Origin of the sequence: Gilliamella sp. B3127 (genome assembly GCF_026536935.1) — a bacterium.
Taxonomy (GTDB): domain Bacteria; phylum Pseudomonadota; class Gammaproteobacteria; order Enterobacterales; family Orbaceae; genus Gilliamella; species Gilliamella apicola_E.
This window is the reverse complement of record NZ_JAFNNI010000004.1, coordinates 107,260-125,179: the sequence shown is the minus strand read 5'-3', so window position 1 is coordinate 125,179 and position 17,920 is coordinate 107,260. Positions and strand designations below refer to the sequence as shown.

Sequence of the window (17,920 nt, the reverse complement as noted above, 5' to 3'; positions counted from 1 at the left end):
TAACACTATGGATAAGAAATCAGCTCGTATCCGTCGTGCAACTAAAGCGCGTCGTAAGATGCATGAACTACTTGCAACTCGCTTAGTAGTTCACCGTACTCCGCGTCATATTTATGCGCAGATTATCGCACCAAACGGATCAGAAGTACTGGCAGCCGCTTCTACATTAGAAAAAGCTATCAGTGAAAGTTTAAAATACACTGGAAACAAAGATGCAGCAGCAGCAGTTGGTAAAGCAATTGCAGAGCGTGCATTAGCGAAGGATATCAAAGAAGTTTCTTTTGATCGTTCAGGTTTCCAATATCATGGTCGAGTTCAGGCGCTAGCAGATGCTGCTCGCGAAGCTGGCCTACAGTTCTAAGGTAGGAGTTAAAGATGTCAAACATCGAAAAACAAGCTGGTGAACTGCAGGAAAAATTAATCGCAGTTAACCGAGTCTCTAAAACCGTAAAAGGTGGTCGTATTTTTAGTTTTTCTGCACTAACTGTTGTTGGTGACGGTAATGGCCGCGTAGGTTTTGGATATGGTAAAGCACGTGAAGTGCCAGCAGCAATCCAAAAAGCAATGGAAAAAGCACGTCGCAATATGATCAATGTTGCGTTAAACAACGATACTTTACAGCATCCAGTTAAAGGTGCTCACACAGGTTCTCGTGTTTATATGCAACCAGCATCAGAAGGTACTGGTATTATCGCCGGTGGTGCGATGCGTGCTGTATTAGAAGTTGCTGGTGTTCGTAACGTTCTAGCTAAAGCATATGGTTCTACAAACCCAATTAACGTGGTTCGTGCAACGATTGATGGCTTAGAAAATATGAAATCTCCAGAAATGGTTGCTGCTAAGCGTGGTAAAACCGTCGAAGAAATTTTGGGGTAATTAGCCATGGCAAAGACAATTAAAATTACACAAACTCGTAGTTCTATTGGTCGTCTACCGAAGCATAAAGCAACGTTAGTTGGTTTAGGATTACGTCGTATTGGTCATACTGTTGAACGTGAAGATACACCTGCAATTCGCGGTATGGTAAACCAAGTTTATTACATGGTTAAAGTTGAGGAGTAATAGTAATGCGTTTAAATACTTTATCTCCTGCTGAAGGTTCAAAGCATGCACCTAAGCGCGTAGGCCGTGGAATCGGTTCAGGGCTTGGTAAAACTGGTACTCGTGGTATCAAAGGTCAAAAATCTCGTTCAGGTGGCGGCGTTCGTCGTGGCTTTGAAGGTGGTCAAATGCCTTTATATCGTCGTTTACCAAAATTTGGTTTTACCTCACGTAAAGCTATGGTAACAGCACAAGTTCGTCTTTCAGATTTAATGAAAGTTGAAGGTGATATTGTTGACCTAAATAGCTTAAAAGTTGCTAATGTGATTAATTCACAAATCGAATATGCAAAAATCATGTTATCTGGTGAAATTTCTAAACCAGTAACAGTTCGTGGTATTCGAGTAACTAAAGGTGCTAAAGCTGCAATTGAAGCTGCTGGCGGAAAAATTGAGGAATAATTAGAAAGATGGCAAAGCAACCAGGATTAGATTTTCAAAGCACACGAGGCGGTAGTAGTGAGCTTAAAAGACGTTTATTATTTGTGCTTTTAGCGCTTATTGTTTTCCGTCTTGGTTCTTACGTTCCGGTTCCTGGTGTTGATACTAAAGCGTTATCGGACTTACTACAAGCATCATCTAATGGTATTGTTGGTATGTTCAATATGTTCTCTGGTGGTGCTTTAAGCCGTGCTTCAATCTTTGCTTTAGGGATAATGCCTTATATTTCTGCATCAATCATTGTGCAGTTATTGACATCAATTAATCCTAAATTAGCTGAATTGAAGAAAGAAGGTGAATCAGGTCGTAAGAAAATTAGCCAATATACTCGTTATGGCACACTAGCTTTAGCGATTGTACAGGCAGTCGGTATTGCGACTGGTTTACCGAATATTCCTGGTTATAGTCAGGTTGTGATTAACCCAGGATTTTCTTTCTATTTTATTGCATCGGTTAGCTTAGTTACTGGCACTATGTTTCTTATGTGGTTGGGTGAACAGATCACAGAGCGCGGTGTAGGTAATGGTATTTCTATCATTATCTTTGCGGGTATTGTGGCAAGTCTTCCTCATGCGATATATGAAACAATTGAACAAGCTCGTTCTGGTGATTTGCATCCGATTTTATTATTAGTAATCGCTGCATTAGTGGTTGGTGTGACTTACTTTGTCGTTTTTGTTGAACGTGGTCAACGACGTATTGTCGTTAATTACGCTCAAAGACAACAAGGTCGTCGTGTGTATGCCGCACAAAGTACGCATTTACCTCTTAAAATTAATATGGCAGGTGTAATTCCAGCAATATTTGCTTCAACAATTATTATGTTACCATCAATGATGGCTTCTTGGTTTCAAGGAAATGGTGAAGGATGGAGATATATCTTTGTTCTTATTGGGCAATATTTCTCTCATGATCAACCGTTATACATAATTTTTTTTGCAGCTGCGATTATTTTCTTCTGTTTCTTCTATACCGCATTGGTTTTCAATCCGAGAGAAACAGCAGATCAGTTAAAAAAATCTGGTGCATTTATTCCAGGTATCCGTCCAGGTGAACAAACATCGAAGTATATTGATAAAGTAATGACACGTTTAACGCTAATTGGCGCTATCTACATTACTTTTGTATGTTTGGTACCAATGTTTATGACAAGTGCGATGAAAGTTCCAGTTCAATTTGGTGGAACATCTTTATTAATTGTGGTTGTTGTAATCATGGATTTTATGGCACAAGTACAGACTTTAATGATGCCAAATCGTTATGAGTCAGTGTTAAAGAAAGCGAACCTTAAAGGCTACGGCCGATAAGTTAGCCAGAAGTTACGGAGAAAAACATGAAAGTTCGTGCTTCAGTCAAGAAATTATGCAGAAATTGTAAAATCATCAAACGCAATGGCATCGTTCGTGTTATTTGCATTGAAGGTAAACACAAACAACGTCAAGGTTAATATTATTTAACTGCGAAATTGAACTTTTGCATATTTTACTTGCCAAAGTATAGTAAAGCTGGCTAGAATAGCCAGCCTAAAATTTTTTTGTAGATCCGCCGTTTGAGTATCCTGAAAACGGGCTTTTCAGTATGGTGGATTTGCTGAACATTAACAATAAAGGAGTGCATAGTGGCCCGTATAGCAGGCATTAACATTCCTGATCAACAACATACTGTTATTGCGTTACAAGCAATTTATGGTATCGGTAATACCCGTGCTAAGACAATTTGTGCTGAAGCTGGTATTCCTGAACATGTTAAGATCAGAGAACTATCTGAAGATCAGATTGAAAAGTTACGTGAACAAGTCGCTAAATTCACTGTTGAAGGTGATTTACGTCGTGAAGTAACTATGAGTATCAAGCGTTTATTAGACCTTGGTTGTTATCGTGGTGTGCGTCATCGTCGTGGACTTCCTGTCCGTGGTCAACGCACTAAGACTAACGCTCGTACCCGTAAGGGACCGCGTAAGCCAATCAAGAAATAATTGAGGTGATAATAAATGGCAAAGACACCTGTTCGTACACGTAAACGTGTTAAAAAGCAAGTTTCTGATGGTATAGCTCATATTCATGCATCATTTAACAATACAATCGTAACAATTACCGATCGTCAAGGTAATGCGTTGGGTTGGGCAACCGCTGGTGGTTCTGGTTTCCGTGGCTCTCGTAAGTCAACTCCGTTCGCAGCTCAAGTAGCAGCAGAGCGTTGTGCAGAAGCCGTAAAAGACTACGGAATTAAGAATCTAGAAGTTATGGTAAAAGGACCTGGTCCTGGTCGTGAGTCAACAATTCGTGCATTAAATGCAGCGGGTTATCGCATCACTAATATTACTGATGTAACTCCGATTCCTCATAACGGTTGTCGTCCACCAAAGAAACGTCGTGTTTAATTTTTTATTAAACATTGAATGTTTATAGGATTATTGGAGAAAAAAAATGGCAAGATATTTGGGACCAAAGCTCAAATTAAGTCGTCGTGAAGGTACAGATTTATTCCTTAAGTCTGGCGTCCGAGCGGTTGACAGTAAATGTAAGTTAGAACAAGCTCCTGGACAACATGGTGCGCGTAAACCGCGTTTATCAGATTATGGTGTTCAGTTACGCGAAAAACAAAAAGTTAGACGTATTTATGGAATTCTAGAACGTCAATTCCGTAATTACTACAAAAATGCAGCGCGTATTAAAGGTAATACAGGTGAAAACTTGTTAGGTCTTTTAGAACGTCGCTTAGATAACGTTGTTTATCGTATGGGATTCGGTGCAACTCGTGCTGAAGCTCGTCAATTAGTTAGTCATAAAGCTGTTCTTGTTAATGGTCACGTTGTTAACATCGCATCTTATCAAGTTTCACCTGAAGATGTGATTAGTGTTCGTGAAAAATCTAAAAAACAAGCACGTATTAAAGCCGCTTTAGAGTTAGCTGAACAACGTGAAAAACCAACATGGTTAGAAGTTGATGCTAGCAAAATGGAAGGTGTGTTCAAACGCTTACCAGAACGTTCAGATTTATCTGCTGACATCAACGAACATTTGATCGTCGAACTTTACTCTAAGTAAAGTTTAGCACTTAAGAGAGGACATAATGCAGGGTTCTGTAACAGAGTTTTTAAAACCTCACCTAGTTGACGTTGTTCAATACAGCCCAACTCATGCAAAAGTGACTTTAGAGCCACTTGAGCGTGGTTTTGGACATACTTTAGGTAATGCACTACGCCGCATTTTATTATCATCTATGCCGGGATATGCAGTGACCGAAGTTGAAATTGACGGTGTTCTGCATGAGTATAGTACTAAAGAAGGCGTTCAAGAAGATGTGCTTGATATTCTGCTTAATTTGAAAAAATTAGCAGTACGTGTACATACTAAAGATGATGTTATGCTGACTTTAAATAAATCAGGGGTAGGTGCGGTAACTGCATCAGATATCACTCACGATGGTGATGTTGAAATTGTTAATCCTGATTTAGTAATTTGTCATCTTACTGATGCCAATGCTTCAATTAGTATGCGTATTCGTGTACAACGAGGACGTGGTTATGTCCCTGCTTCTGCTCGCGTTAAGTCAGAAGATGAAGAGCGACCGATTGGTCGTCTATTAGTTGATGCATGTTATAGCCCAGTCGAGCGTATCGCTTATTCTGTCGATGCGGCTCGTGTGGAACAACGTACCGATTTAGATAAATTAGTTATTGATATGGAAACTAATGGTACGATTGATCCTGAAGAGGCTATTCGTCGTGCTTCAACTATTTTGGCTGAACAACTTGAAGCTTTCGTTGATTTACGTGATGTACGTCAACCTGAAGTTAAAGAAGATAAACCGGAATTTGATCCGATTCTTCTACGTCCAGTAGATGATCTCGAATTAACTGTTCGGTCTGCTAATTGCTTAAAAGCAGAAGCAGTTCATTATATTGGTGATTTAGTACAACGTACCGAAGTTGAGTTACTTAAAACCCCTAATCTTGGTAAGAAATCACTTACTGAAATTAAGGATGTGCTCGCATCTCGTGGTTTGTCTTTAGGCATGCGTCTTGAGAACTGGCCACCAGCAAGTATTGTTGAAGACTAAAATAAAATTTATATAAGAAGGATAAAGTTATGCGCCATCGTAAAAGTGGTCGTCAACTGAACCGAAATAGCAGCCATCGTCAAGCAATGTTTCGTAACATGACTAGTTCACTTGTTGAACATGAAATCATCAAAACTACATTGCCTAAAGCAAAAGAGTTGCGTCGTGTTGTTGAACCGTTAATTACGCTAGCCAAAAGCGATAGCGTAGCTAATCGCCGTTTGGCTTTTGCTCGTATCCGTGATAAAGATACAGTGAAAAAATTATTTTCAGATTTAGGCCCACGTTTTGCTACCCGTCCTGGCGGTTATGTACGCATTTTAAAATGTGGTTTCCGTGATGGAGATAATGCTCCAATGGCTTATATTGAATTAGTTGATCGCCCTGCTGTAGAAGCAGAAGCAGCAGCTGAATAAATAATTAAAGCTTAAAATTAAAACCGGCTAATGAGCCGGTTTTTTATTAGCTAATTATTATAGATTTATCAACCAAAGTTTAATATAAGTACCAGCAATTTTAAACGAAATGGCAAATGATATAGCCACCATTTTGTCCGTAATTAGCAGGAATTTTTCAAAACATTTTAATGCTATAAGTTAATAATGTGGGGGCGGAGTTTCTTCTGATAAACTTGCTATGTTCGATGTTTGGTTTGCTTGTAATTTTTGTGATAATAACGTTAATTGTTCTTTAAGTTTGCTGATATCGGCTTGTAGATTAACCACCATTTGATTTAATTCTTCAATGGTCATCTCTTGAAATGCAACTTTTGTTTCTAATAATTCCAATTGTTGGTTCATAGTCTGTTACTTAATGGCTATTTAATTTTATATTGTAAGTAAAAGTTATTATAAAATCCATCCTCGTTCCGCAAAAGAGACGTATTCACCTTTACCGATGACGAGATGATCGATAACTCGGACATCAATTAATTCACAAACTTGTTCGATTTTTTTAGTTAATGCACGATCAGCTTGACTTGGTTCAGCTAAGCCTGAAGGATGGTTATGTGCTAAAATTAATGCTGCCGCATTGTATTGTAAGGCTTTTCTAGCGACTTCTCTAGGATGAACCTCAACGCAGTTGTATGTTCCTACAAACATCTCCTCACAATTAATCACGTGATTCTGGTTATCTAGAAAAATAACCATAAAAATTTCACGATCTTTATCCATTAAACGATTAGCTAGATAATGATGAGTTAAAGTAGGTGATGTAAGATAATTTTCTTTGGTCATTTTAACTTTTAAATAACGATGAGATAGTTCAACCACCGCTTTCAATTGAGTGTATTTAGCTGTTCCCAAACCTTCTTTTTTACAAAATTCATCATGACTTGCATTCATTAAATGGTAAAAGGAACCGAATTCATTTAATAATTTTTGGGATAACGTTAATACTGGTAAATTACGAGTTCCCGTACGTAAAAAAAGAGCAAGTAATTCAGCATCTGACAGCGCTTCAACACCAAATTGTAATAATTTTTCTCGTGGCATCAAAAGTCTGCATTGTGTTGACATAATTATTGGTATTTCCATTTTTTTTAAAATGAGATTATTGATTAATTTTTATAAATTGATAACGAAACAGATGAAAAGTTGTGAAATGGTTCGCAAAGATCGAGACTATTTTACAAAAAAAGCGCTAATCAGCGCTTTTAAAATTCTATTTTATTTAAATATTAGTGACATCCGCAACTGCCGTTTCCACCGCCACAACAACCGCTTTCTTCATCATCGTCATGATCATCGTGACCACCACAACCACAGCCACCATGTCCATGATCGTGTGCACCATGAATATGACCATGAGATATCTCATCAGGTGTCGCTTCACGAATAGCAAGTACTTCAACATTAAAATTTAAGTCTTGGCCAGCTAACATATGGTTACCATCAATAGTAACGGTATCGCCATCAATAGCCGTGATTTCAACGGGTAAAGAACCTTGGTCAGTATCAGCAAAAAAACGCATACCAACTTCGAGGTCATCAACTCCAACAAAAACATCACGCGGTACATTTTGTACCAATGCATCGTTAAAATCACCATAAGGGTTAACTAATTCCACATCAAATTTATCACCAACTTGATGGCCTTCTAACGCATTTTCAAGGTCTTGTAATAAGTTTCCTGCACCTTGTAAATATTCAAGTGGCGCAGCTGCTGTAGCTTCATCAACTAACACGCCATCTTTTGTACGAACTTTATATGCTAAACTTACAACTGTATTTTTTGCTATTTTCATGTTTTCTCCAACAAACTGTTACTGAGCAAATAATGTTAAATTTTAACGGAAAAAAACGCTTCTGTATGCTATTTTCTTTGTAATTTAGGAAGTTTTAATATTATCTTAGTTATTGATGCGATTTTGGTTTAAAAAAATAACTTTTAACTAATAAATAATCGTTGGATAGCTAATTGAAATCAATTAAGCTGATAATAATAAGTTTAATAAAATTTATAAAAAAAGTTGAGGAGAGGGGTTTTTATGTTAGAAATTAATGATTATTTTGATGGGAAAGTGAAGTCTATAGGTTTTGAAAATGGCTCAACGGGTAAAGCCTCTGTTGGTGTGATGATGCCTGGCGAATATGTTTTTAGTACCAATAATCCAGAAGAAATGACAGTGATAACTGGTTCGCTCAAAGTTTTATTACCTACTGCAACTGATTGGCAAATTTTTGAAGCCGGGCAGATTTTTCATGTCGCCAAAGAGAGTCAATTTGATGTGCAAGTCAGCGAGACAACAGTTTATTTGTGTCGTTACTTAGCAAAATAGGCATTCATATTAAATCTAAGAAAGCTTAATCATTGATAGATTTACTTTTATGCAATAAAAAAGGCTAATTTTACAATTAGCCTTTCATTAAAATATTCTACTATATTACTTAAGTTCTAATTCATTCATCGCTGCGATGCTAAAGCCACCATCAACATGAATGACTTCACCTGTAATACCTGACGATAAATTTGAACATAAGAATGCAGCTGAATTACCTACGTCTTCAATGGTTACTGTACGACGAATAGGGGTTACTGATTCACAATGTGATAACATCTTTTTGAAATCTTTAATTCCTGATGCAGCTAAAGTACGAATAGGGCCAGCAGAAATTGCATTTACACGAATACCTTCAGGTCCCATTGCATTTGCCATGTAACGTACATTTGCTTCTAAAGATGCTTTAGCAAGACCCATAACGTTATAATTAGGAATTGCACGTTCAGCGCCTAAATAAGAAAGAGTGACTAATGCTGAGTCAGGATTTAGCATTGAACGACAAGCTTTAGCCATAGCAACAAAGCTATAAGAGCTAATATCATGTGCGATGGCAAAACCTTCACGAGTTACCGCATTAACATAATCACCATCTAATTGATCACCAGGAGCGAAGGCAATTGCATGAACAAAACCATCGAATTTATCCCAAGTTTTAGCTAGCTCTGTAAATAATGTTGTGATGCTTTCATCATGCGCAACATCACAAGGTAAAACGATTTTAGAATTAAAATCAGCAGCAAACTCTTCAACACGGCCTTTTAATTTTTCGCTTTGATAAGTAAAAGCTAATTCTGCGCCTTCACGGTGCATCGCTTTTGCAATACCGTAAGCAATAGAACGATTACTTGCAACGCCGGTAACCAGTATGCGTTTACCTGTTAAAAATCCCATAAATTGTTCCTCTAATATTTTTTACTATATATTCTAGAATGCTGATGATTATATGTTGATATAGTTAACTTCGCTACTATAAATTTATTTTTCCTTATTTAATCGTCATTTTATTTCTAAAAAATAAGTTGTTTATTTAATTAATACTTGACTATAATACTAAACTATTAGATGACATTGTTGGTACTTCATGATGAAAGATAAAGATTTAGTTTGTTATAAAACGTTACCTGTTTGGGATACAAAAACTTTACCCGATTTGTTTCGTGAAAAACATAATACACAACTAGGTACTTGGGCAAAATTAAACATCATAAAAGGTCATATCAATTTTGATATGTTAACCGAGCAAGGCGATATTGTTTCTCAATATGTTTTTGATGTTCAGCATCAGCCTCCATTTATTGAGCCTCAGCAATGGCATCGAATAGCTCAAGTTTCAGATGATTTGCAGTGCCAGTTGGCTTTTTATTGTCAACCTGAGGATTATAGTCAGAAAAAATATCAGATGACTAAAACCCATTCTGACGTGTTGGAAGTCTGTCAAATCATTCAGGTCGGAAAAGCGTTAGATTTAGGTTGTGGCTCAGGCCGTAATTCACTCTATTTACAGCTACTTGGTTTTGATGTTGATGCCGTTGATAAGTCAGAAATGAGTATTAGTAATTTACAAGAAATTATTGCAAACGATCATTTATCGCATATCAATGCATCTATTTATGATATTAACCAGGCTAATTTAAAAGGTAACTACGATTTAATTATTTCAACTGTTGTAATGATGTTTTTACAACCAGATAGAATTCCCGATATCATTCATAATATGCAAAACATAACTAAAACGGGTGGTTATAATTTAATTGTTTGCGCTATGTCAACTGATGATTTTCCTTGCACTGTAGGATTTTCGTTTACGTTTAAAGAGAATGAGTTACTTAATTATTATCAAAATTGGGACATCCTAAAATACAATGAAGATGTTGGCGAACTGCATAAAACGGATATCAATGGCAACCGAATAAAGCTCCGCTTTGCGACGCTAATAGCCAAAAAACGATAATATTACAGGAATTTATCCTGTAATATCTTTTTAACTAGTTCCCCAGTATCTTACCTACTTCAAACCATGCTTTGCGAGAGTTCAATAGATCTTGAGCAGACATTGGTTTTTTACCAGCAGGTTGTAAAAGTGTCATATTTAATGCGCCATCACTTGTTGCAATACATATTCCTTTTTTATCCGCTTGTAAAATAGTGCCAACAGGTCGATTGTGGGATGTTTTTATCACTTCTGCTTGCCATACCTTTACTGGCTCGCCATTAACGTCAAAATAACTAACAGGCCAAGGATTAAAGGCGCGAATGCAACGTTCCAGTTGCTGTGCCGATAGGTTCCAATCAAGTTTAGCTTCTTGTTTAGATAATTTTTCAGCGTAAGTGACCTGTGATGGATCTTGTTTTTCAGGTTGGATTTTTCCTTCGGTAATTAGTGTTAAGGTATCAAGTAGTCCTTCTGGACCTAATTGCGCCAATTTGTTATATAACGTTGCACTGGTATCAGAAGGTTCTATTGGACAGGTGAGTTTATATAACATATCACCCGTATCAAGCCCTGCATCCATTTGCATAATTGTGATACCAGTTAAAGTATCACCAGCCCAACAAGCGCGTTGAATAGGAGCTGCGCCTCGCCATCTTGGTAATAATGAACCATGCACATTTAAACAACCTAGTTTAGGCATATCAAGCACAGCTTGCGGTAAAATAAGACCATAAGCCACCACAATCATAATGTCGGCATTGAGCTCAGCAATGATTTTTTGATTTTCTTCAGTTTTGAGTGTAGCAGGTTGATAAACAGGAAGATGATTTTCGATTGCTAATTGTTTAACCGGACTTGAAGTTAACTTATTGCCACGTCCAGCAGGGCGATCGGGCTGAGTAAAAACTGCAATAACATTATGTTTAGCATCAATTAATGCTTTTAAATGGGTAGCGGCAAAATCAGGCGTGCCAGCAAAAATAATCTTTAGGGGATTTGTTGTGTGTGACATGTGTAATATATCCATAATCAAAATATGACAGATATTATACTTTAAATTGACCTAATAATCCTTAATCACATCACTGTACTCATAATGGATATCATATGTATACCGAGTAAAGGTGGTTATAGTGTTAAGTGATCTTGAATCATAGCGAAATCTCATAATAGCTGGTGAAAAGTTTGTGGATAAAATAATAGTAAAAATCCACAAACAACTTAGTAACCTTATATTTAACCAATTAATTATGTTTTTATTTTACTTAAAATGGAAAAAATATTGGTACCAACGCTATATCAACTAACATAACCAAGAAGGTTAACGGCACACCAACTTTAACAAAATCACTAAAGCTATATCCACCAGGTGCAACAACCATTGTTTTTACAGGTGATGAAACAGGTGTAATAAACGATGCAGATGTCGCAATAGCAACGGTCATAGCAAATGGATAGGGTGAATATCCAAATTTTATTGCTAAATCAATCGCAATTGGTGCAATTAAAATCGCGGTTGCGGTATTAGAAATAAACAATCCTACCGTTGAGCATAATAAAAAGATAAAAGTTAACACCATGTAAGGGCCAAATGAACGTAAGTGGATTTCAAGCCATTGTGATATGAGCGAAATCCCTCCCGTCTTATTTAATGCTACCGCGAAAGGCATCATACCGATAATTAGAATTAATGTTGGCCAATGAATTGATTTATAAGCATTTGCCATATCAATACAGCGGGTGGCTCCCATTAATAAACAAGCAATCAGTGCAGCAACAACATTTGGGACAATACCTGTCACCATTAAAATAATCATTACTACTAGATTAAATAGTGCGATAAAAGCCTGAGAGCTTGCTGGTGCAACATCATCAATGTCTGATGGGTAATCAAGTACCACAAAATCACTAGTCCGAGTTTGTAGTTTTTGTATAGATCCCCAGTCTCCGCATACCAAAAGTGTATCGCTCATTTCTAGTCGTTCTTGGAATAGGTTATTGGTTTCAACTGGTGCATGGTTTCGCCAGATTCCAATAACGGTCAGAAAATATTTTTCCCTAAAATCAATTTCATTAAGAGTCTTTCCACATAATGATGATTCAGGCAGCAACGCAACTTCAGCCATACCGACTTCTTTGACTTGTTCTGAAAAATATTCACCACGTAATACTTTTGGTTCAAGATTGTTAGTGGTTAGAAATGTGCGATAGTCAGCTTCGGAATGAGACATGTCCAATAAAAGAATATCGTTTTCTCTAAATTCAGTACTACCATTTACAGGGATGAGCACTTTTTGGAATTTTCGCCAACGTTCAATACCAATTACATTTACACCATGCTCAGTACGTAAATGTAATCCATCAATGGTTCGCCCAACAAAAGGAGAACCAGCAAGAATTTGTGCGCGGTGAGCTCGGCCAATTAATTTATAATCTCTAATTAAATCGGTAATTTTACGTCTTTGAGGTAAACTATTGTTAGCGGTGACTTGGTCCGCTGTCAGTAACCAATTGCGTGTTAATAAACAATAAATCACACCAACAACTAATACGCCAAGGCCTATTGGCGTAATTGAAAAGAAGCCAAACTCGGTTAATGCAGCTCGGCTAAGTTCACTATTTACTACAAGGTTTGGAGCTGTTGCGACAAGAGTCATCATGCCACTAATTAATGCAGCAATACACAGTGGCATCATCAATTTTTTTACATGGATACCTGTATGGTTAGCAATACTGATAGCGACAGGAATAAAGATTGCAACTACACCAGTTGAGCTCATAACCGAACCCAGTAAAGCTACACCTAACATAATAAAGCTAATAATTCGAATATCATTTTTACCTGCTGCTTTTAAGATATATTCACTCATTTTGTAAGAGATACCCGTTCTTACTAAACTTTCACCGATTACGAATAACAGTGCAATGAGGATAATATTGGGATCACTAAATCCCGCAAGCGCTTCAGCCGGAGTTAATACACCCGTGACGGTAATTGCAGTTATCGTCAATAACGCAATAATATCCATTCTTAATTTACTGAATGAAAACAATAAAATCGCAATAAAAAGTAACAAACAAACAGTAATGAGTGGGTAATATTCGATTATATAATTAGGTAAAAGAGCAGACATTGATGATAAAAAACTATGTCCAGATGACGAATGTTCCACAAAAGGTAGCTCATGAAGTTGATTATATTTTTGACATAATACCTTGATTTATTGTAATAGGGAATATCTTGAAGTAAAGATTCTCAAGTATCAATTATGGTTAAAATGACATTTTTAACATTTTTTGCTGTTTTGTTTTTAAACTATTCGCATTTATAAAACTTAGGTGTAATTTAGTCAACTTGATGCGTTTAATTTTAAAACCATATTTAGGAGTCAGTATGTCATCAAAAAAGTCAGTTGCGGAAATTATTATTGAAGTGTTATCTCAAGCGGGGGTTAAACATTGTTATGGTATTGTTGGAGATACCTTAAATCAAATTACGTCTGCTATCAAAAAAAGCGATATTGAATGGGTACATGTTCGTCATGAAGAAGTGGGTGCTTTTGCTGCAGGGGCTGAAGCTTATCTTACCGATCAAATAACCGCTTGTGCTGGTTCTTGTGGACCAGGAAGCCTACATTTTATAAATGGTATTTATGAAGCACAACGTAATAAAGTACCGTTGGTTTTACTGGCTAGCCAGTTAGTTACCTCTCAACAAGGAACTGATTTTCCGCAAGAGGTTGATTTTGAATCTATTTATAAAAACTGTTCTGTCTTTTGTCAGCAAATTTCGGATCCAACACAAGCACGACGAATTACTACAGCGGCTGTACAAGCAGCAATAAATCAACGAGGTGTTGCTGTTATAGTTATTCCTTATAATATAAGTTTAGTCAAAGTTGAAGATAATAGTGGACATAAAATTTTTCACCCGAAACCAGTAATTCGGCCATCTGATGAAGAGCTTGCACAAATTTCCGAAATTCTAAATAAAAATAGTAAAGTGGCAATATTTGCAGGTCATGGAGTATCAGAAGCTCATGATGAATTAGTTGCGTTAGCAAAAAAATTAAAGTCACCAATTGTTCATACTTCAAGAGCTAAAGATTTCGTCGAATATGATAATCCGTATAACGTTGGTATGACAGGGATGTTTGGTATGGAGTCTGGCGCAACGGCGATAAAAGAGTGTGATGTGCTTTTGATGTTTGGTGTTGATTTTGCGTGGTCACAATTTTATCCAGATGACGCAACAATTATTCAAGTAGATATCGATGCAACTCATCTTGGTCATCGCCATAGTGTAGATATTGGTGTTGTAGGTGCAAGTAAACCAACCCTAGCCGCTTTATTGCCATTAGTTAATGAAAAAGCAGACAGTGCATTTTTAGATAAATGTCGTGAATTACACACTAAAGCAATTGATAAATTAGGTAAGAAAGCGATACCATCAAAAACGGTTATTCACCCTCAATATTTAACCGAATTGATTGATAAATATGCCAATGATGATGCCGTACTATGTGCAGATGTTGGTTCTGCTATGGTTTGGGCTTGCCGTCATTTTTCAACCAATGGTAAAAGACGGACCGTTATTAGTTTAAAACATGGCACTATGGCCAATGCGATGCCACAAGCATTAGGTGTACAAAAAGCTTTTCCTAATCGTCAAGTCATTACCTTATCAGGAGATGGTGGTATTAGTATGTTGTTAGGCGATTTGTTAACCACAATCCAAGAAAACCTGCCAATTAAAGTTGTTGTGCTTAATAATAGCTCACTTAACTTTGTTGAATTGGAACAAAAATCAGAAGGGCTTGTCGATCACTATACTGATTTAAAAAATCCTGATTTTGCTAAAGTAGCTGAAGCGATGGGATTATTTGCAATTCGTGTCGATAGTTCAGATTTGCTTGAAGCCGCAGTGCAATCATTTTTAGCTCACCCTGGACCTGCATTATTAGATGTTAAGACAAACGAATATGAATTAGTTATGCCACCTGAAATTCATACTTCACAAGTAATGGGAATGGCGCTTTATAGTGTAAAAGCATCATTGAGTGGCAAAATGAAAGATGTGGTTAATTTGTTGGTTGATAATTTTGTAAAAAAATAGACTAAGCAATAGATAAAAAAAAGTTGAGGAACGGGGTTTTTAGAGGGATTTTTACGATATCTGCCGCATTTTGCGGCAGATAAGTTGGATTAAAAACTAACAGCGCCTTCTTCAGCTGAAGATAAATTTTCTCTAACAACTGTATAAAGTTCTCGACCAAAACCTTGATGGGAATCGGTTAAATCGATTGGTGCTGGACTGCGTTTTGCGAGTTCACTTTCATCAACTAATAGTGTTATTTCACCGGTTTGACCATTGACTCTGATCATATCACCTTGTTCAACTTTGCTTAATAATCCACCGGCATAGGCTTCAGGTGTAACATGAATAGCTGCCGGTACTTTGCCTGATGCGCCAGATAGCCGTCCATCAGTTAATAACGCAACTTTATAGCCGCGATCTTGTAAAACACCCAATGGTGTTATTAATTTATGTAGCTCTGGCATACCAATAGCTTTTGGACCTTGATAACGAACAACTACAACACAGTCTTTGTTGAGGTTGCCAGCTTTATATTCTGCATCTAAATCATACTGACTATTAAAAACTACTGCAGGTGCTTCGATAATTTGGTGCTCAGCGGTAACTGCAGACGTTTTCATTATCGCTCTCCCTAAATTGCCAGACATCACTTTTAAGCCACCATGAGAGTTGAAAGGTTTTTTTATTGAAGCAATCACATTTTCATCTAAAGATTCTTTAGGACCTTCGCGGAAGATGAGTTTACCATTTTCTAAAATTGGCTCTTTCGTGTAACGGCTCAGTCCATGGCCAACTACAGTTTCAACATCTTCATGTAACAAACCACCGGATAATAGTTCTCGGACCAATAATGAAGTTCCACCTGCTGCTTGGAAGTAGTTAATGTCGGCCGGCCCATTAGGGTATATTCGGCTCAATAACGGAACAACTGTTGATAAGTCTGAAATATCGTCCCAATTAATAACAATACCAGCCGCTTTAGCCATAGCGACAATGTGCATAGTCAAATTGGTTGAGCCACCTGTAGCTAAAAGCGCAACTAAACCATTAACAATTACTTTTTCATCCACCATTTTACCAACGGGCATATAGTTTCCTGATTGGTTAGTTAAACGAGTGATCTGTCTTGCAGCGGCATTGGTTAGTTCATTGCGTAATGTTGTTTCAGGGTGAACAAAAGCGGCTCCAGGTAAATGTAATCCCATTAACTCAATGACCATTTGGTTACTATTTGCCGTGCCATAAAACGTACAAGTTCCACTGGTATGGTATGAGGCTGATTCAGATTCTAATAAATCTTCGCGAGAAGCTTTTCCTTCTGAATAAAGTTGACGAATGCGAACTTTCTCTTTATTTGGTAAACCTGAAGGCATCGGTCCAGAAGGAACAAAGATAGCGGGTAAATGCCCAAAAGATAGGGCCCCAATAAATAATCCTGGTAAAATTTTATCGCAGACTCCTAGATACAGTGCGCCATCAAACATATTATGTGATAACCCAACGGCAACAGACATTGCAATTACATCTCGACTCATTAGCGAAATTTCCATACCCGGTTCGCCTTGAGTTACACCATCACACATAGCCGGTACCCCTCCAGCCATTTGGCCAACAGCGCCGACTTCATGTAGCACTTTTCGAATTTGTTCTGGATAAAATTCATAAGGTTTATGTGCTGATAACATATCGTTATAAGAACTGATAATACCGATATTACTTTTTAATATATTTTTAAGATCATTTTTCTCATCGAGGCAACAAGCGGCAAAGCCATGAGCTAAGTTACTACAAGGCAAACTTGCTCGGGTAACTTTCTTTAACATAGCATGTTCTATTTTTTGCAGATAAGCTTCACGTGTTGCTTTAGAGCGATTAATAATGCGCTGAGTTACAGCTAAAATAGTGGAATTCACATTAACCTCTTAGATTATATTTATTATAATTTCTAAACTTTTATAAATTTATTCACAATGACATATCGAATTAATAACCTTCATGCTATCTTCAATAACACCATTTAGTGATTGTTCAATATTGATAGCATAAACATCTTTTTCATTGGCTGTTGGTTCTTCTAATGCATCAAATTGCGACTGTAGCATTCCTGTTTTTTGATAATGTCCTTGGCGTTTAGCTAAACGCTGGGAGATAACATCAAAACTTCCTTTTAAATAAATAAAGTGCACATTTTCATTTTCTCCACGAATAATGTCTCGATATTTTTCTTTTAATGCTGAGCAGATAATAATCGAAATATCATTGACATTACTCATTGCAAATGCAGCATTACTAATTAAGTTTAACCAAGGCATCCTGTCGTTATCATTTAGCGGGGTACCGCTGCGCATTTTCAATATATTGGCTTTGGGATGTAAAAAGTCACCATCTAGAAAAGCGGCATTTAGGTTATCGGCTATTTGTTTTGCAACAACCGATTTACCGCTACCTGATACACCCATGAATACGAAAACATTTTTCCTTTGTTGTGTCATTACGTTATT

Annotated in this window: 22 protein-coding genes; 14 read left to right on the top strand and 8 right to left on the bottom strand. The window is 37.1% G+C overall.

Going from position 1 to position 17,920, the window contains the following annotated elements:
• Positions 1 to 7: 7 nt before the first annotated feature.
• The 11 genes from rplR (at position 8) to rplQ (ending at position 6,019) form a co-directional block, all read left to right on the top strand.
• Positions 8 to 361: a 50S ribosomal protein L18 gene (rplR, locus tag J3U00_RS07885; protein WP_025314398.1), complete on the top strand. Its 354-nt coding sequence runs from the start codon at positions 8 to 10 to the stop codon at positions 359 to 361.
• Positions 362 to 375: 14 nt separating this feature from the next.
• A complete protein-coding gene (gene rpsE, locus J3U00_RS07880; RefSeq protein WP_025314399.1) occupies positions 376 to 876 on the top strand; it encodes a 30S ribosomal protein S5 in 501 nt (166 codons plus the stop codon).
• 6 nt (positions 877 to 882) lie between these two features.
• Positions 883 to 1,062: a 50S ribosomal protein L30 gene (gene rpmD / locus J3U00_RS07875; protein ID WP_025314400.1), complete on the top strand. Its 180-nt coding sequence runs from the start codon at positions 883 to 885 to the stop codon at positions 1,060 to 1,062.
• Positions 1,063 to 1,067: 5 nt separating this feature from the next.
• Positions 1,068 to 1,502 (top strand): 50S ribosomal protein L15, encoded by a 435-nt coding sequence (rplO, locus tag J3U00_RS07870; RefSeq protein WP_065562940.1) that lies wholly within the window; start codon positions 1,068 to 1,070, stop codon positions 1,500 to 1,502.
• An 8-nt stretch (positions 1,503 to 1,510) separates the two neighbouring features.
• The gene (secY, locus tag J3U00_RS07865; protein ID WP_065562939.1) at positions 1,511 to 2,848 is read left to right on the top strand and encodes a preprotein translocase subunit SecY; all 1,338 of its coding nucleotides are present in this window, start codon (positions 1,511 to 1,513) and stop codon (positions 2,846 to 2,848) included.
• Between the two features lie 26 nt (positions 2,849 to 2,874).
• A complete protein-coding gene (gene rpmJ / locus J3U00_RS07860) occupies positions 2,875 to 2,988 on the top strand; it encodes a 50S ribosomal protein L36 (RefSeq protein ID WP_034884218.1) in 114 nt (37 codons plus the stop codon).
• Between the two features lie 171 nt (positions 2,989 to 3,159).
• Positions 3,160 to 3,516, top strand: a complete 357-nt coding sequence (gene rpsM, locus J3U00_RS07855; protein WP_034884217.1) for a 30S ribosomal protein S13 — start codon at positions 3,160 to 3,162, stop codon at positions 3,514 to 3,516.
• 15 nt (positions 3,517 to 3,531) lie between these two features.
• A complete protein-coding gene (gene rpsK / locus J3U00_RS07850; RefSeq protein WP_025314405.1) occupies positions 3,532 to 3,921 on the top strand; it encodes a 30S ribosomal protein S11 in 390 nt (129 codons plus the stop codon).
• Between the two features lie 46 nt (positions 3,922 to 3,967).
• Positions 3,968 to 4,588: a 30S ribosomal protein S4 gene (gene rpsD / locus J3U00_RS07845; protein WP_065558591.1), complete on the top strand. Its 621-nt coding sequence runs from the start codon at positions 3,968 to 3,970 to the stop codon at positions 4,586 to 4,588.
• A 25-nt stretch (positions 4,589 to 4,613) separates the two neighbouring features.
• Positions 4,614 to 5,603 (top strand): DNA-directed RNA polymerase subunit alpha, encoded by a 990-nt coding sequence (locus J3U00_RS07840; RefSeq protein WP_065562938.1) that lies wholly within the window; start codon positions 4,614 to 4,616, stop codon positions 5,601 to 5,603.
• A 29-nt stretch (positions 5,604 to 5,632) separates the two neighbouring features.
• Positions 5,633 to 6,019 carry a 50S ribosomal protein L17 gene (gene rplQ / locus J3U00_RS07835; protein WP_034884211.1) on the top strand — a complete coding sequence of 129 codons (387 nt, stop codon included), beginning with the start codon at positions 5,633 to 5,635 and terminating at the stop codon, positions 6,017 to 6,019.
• A gap of 180 nt (positions 6,020 to 6,199) precedes the next feature.
• On the opposite strand, the gene J3U00_RS07830 is transcribed toward rplQ, so the two are convergent.
• The 3 genes from J3U00_RS07830 to slyD form a co-directional block, all read right to left on the bottom strand.
• A complete protein-coding gene (locus J3U00_RS07830; protein ID WP_220225311.1) occupies positions 6,200 to 6,403 on the bottom strand; it encodes a SlyX family protein in 204 nt (67 codons plus the stop codon).
• A 48-nt stretch (positions 6,404 to 6,451) separates the two neighbouring features.
• Positions 6,452 to 7,123, bottom strand: coding sequence for a RadC family protein (gene radC / locus J3U00_RS07825; RefSeq protein ID WP_065562936.1), 672 nt, complete (start codon positions 7,121 to 7,123; stop codon positions 6,452 to 6,454).
• A 161-nt stretch (positions 7,124 to 7,284) separates the two neighbouring features.
• Positions 7,285 to 7,851: a peptidylprolyl isomerase gene (gene slyD / locus J3U00_RS07820; RefSeq protein ID WP_065562935.1), complete on the bottom strand. Its 567-nt coding sequence runs from the start codon at positions 7,849 to 7,851 to the stop codon at positions 7,285 to 7,287.
• Between the two features lie 243 nt (positions 7,852 to 8,094).
• Here slyD and ppnP point away from each other — a divergent pair, with 243 nt between their 5' ends.
• On the top strand, positions 8,095 to 8,385 hold the full coding sequence (gene ppnP / locus J3U00_RS07815; RefSeq protein WP_065562934.1) for a pyrimidine/purine nucleoside phosphorylase: 291 nt from the start codon (positions 8,095 to 8,097) through the stop codon (positions 8,383 to 8,385).
• A 105-nt stretch (positions 8,386 to 8,490) separates the two neighbouring features.
• Here the strand turns inward: ppnP and fabI are convergent, their stop codons facing one another.
• Positions 8,491 to 9,279, bottom strand: a complete 789-nt coding sequence (fabI, locus tag J3U00_RS07810) for an enoyl-ACP reductase FabI (protein WP_065562933.1) — start codon at positions 9,277 to 9,279, stop codon at positions 8,491 to 8,493.
• Positions 9,280 to 9,469: 190 nt separating this feature from the next.
• Between fabI and tehB the strand changes: the two genes are divergently transcribed.
• Complete coding sequence (gene tehB / locus J3U00_RS07805; RefSeq protein WP_267332093.1) at positions 9,470 to 10,339, top strand: SAM-dependent methyltransferase TehB; 870 nt, start codon at positions 9,470 to 9,472, stop codon at positions 10,337 to 10,339.
• A 34-nt stretch (positions 10,340 to 10,373) separates the two neighbouring features.
• On the opposite strand, the gene fmt is transcribed toward tehB, so the two are convergent.
• Both fmt and J3U00_RS07795 read right to left on the bottom strand, forming a co-directional pair.
• Positions 10,374 to 11,333, bottom strand: a complete 960-nt coding sequence (fmt, locus tag J3U00_RS07800; protein ID WP_267332092.1) for a methionyl-tRNA formyltransferase — start codon at positions 11,331 to 11,333, stop codon at positions 10,374 to 10,376.
• A 253-nt stretch (positions 11,334 to 11,586) separates the two neighbouring features.
• Positions 11,587 to 13,455: an SLC13 family permease gene (locus J3U00_RS07795; RefSeq protein ID WP_416380191.1), complete on the bottom strand. Its 1,869-nt coding sequence runs from the start codon at positions 13,453 to 13,455 to the stop codon at positions 11,587 to 11,589.
• Positions 13,456 to 13,715: 260 nt separating this feature from the next.
• Between J3U00_RS07795 and J3U00_RS07790 the strand changes: the two genes are divergently transcribed.
• Positions 13,716 to 15,437: a thiamine pyrophosphate-dependent enzyme gene (locus J3U00_RS07790; RefSeq protein ID WP_065562929.1), complete on the top strand. Its 1,722-nt coding sequence runs from the start codon at positions 13,716 to 13,718 to the stop codon at positions 15,435 to 15,437.
• Between the two features lie 89 nt (positions 15,438 to 15,526).
• On the opposite strand, the gene edd is transcribed toward J3U00_RS07790, so the two are convergent.
• Together edd and J3U00_RS07780 are read right to left on the bottom strand one after the other, a co-directional pair.
• Positions 15,527 to 17,332 carry a phosphogluconate dehydratase gene (gene edd, locus J3U00_RS07785; RefSeq protein WP_267332090.1) on the bottom strand — a complete coding sequence of 602 codons (1,806 nt, stop codon included), beginning with the start codon at positions 17,330 to 17,332 and terminating at the stop codon, positions 15,527 to 15,529.
• A 48-nt stretch (positions 17,333 to 17,380) separates the two neighbouring features.
• Complete coding sequence (locus J3U00_RS07780; RefSeq protein WP_267332089.1) at positions 17,381 to 17,911, bottom strand: gluconokinase, GntK/IdnK-type; 531 nt, start codon at positions 17,909 to 17,911, stop codon at positions 17,381 to 17,383.
• Positions 17,912 to 17,920: the final 9 nt, after the last annotated feature.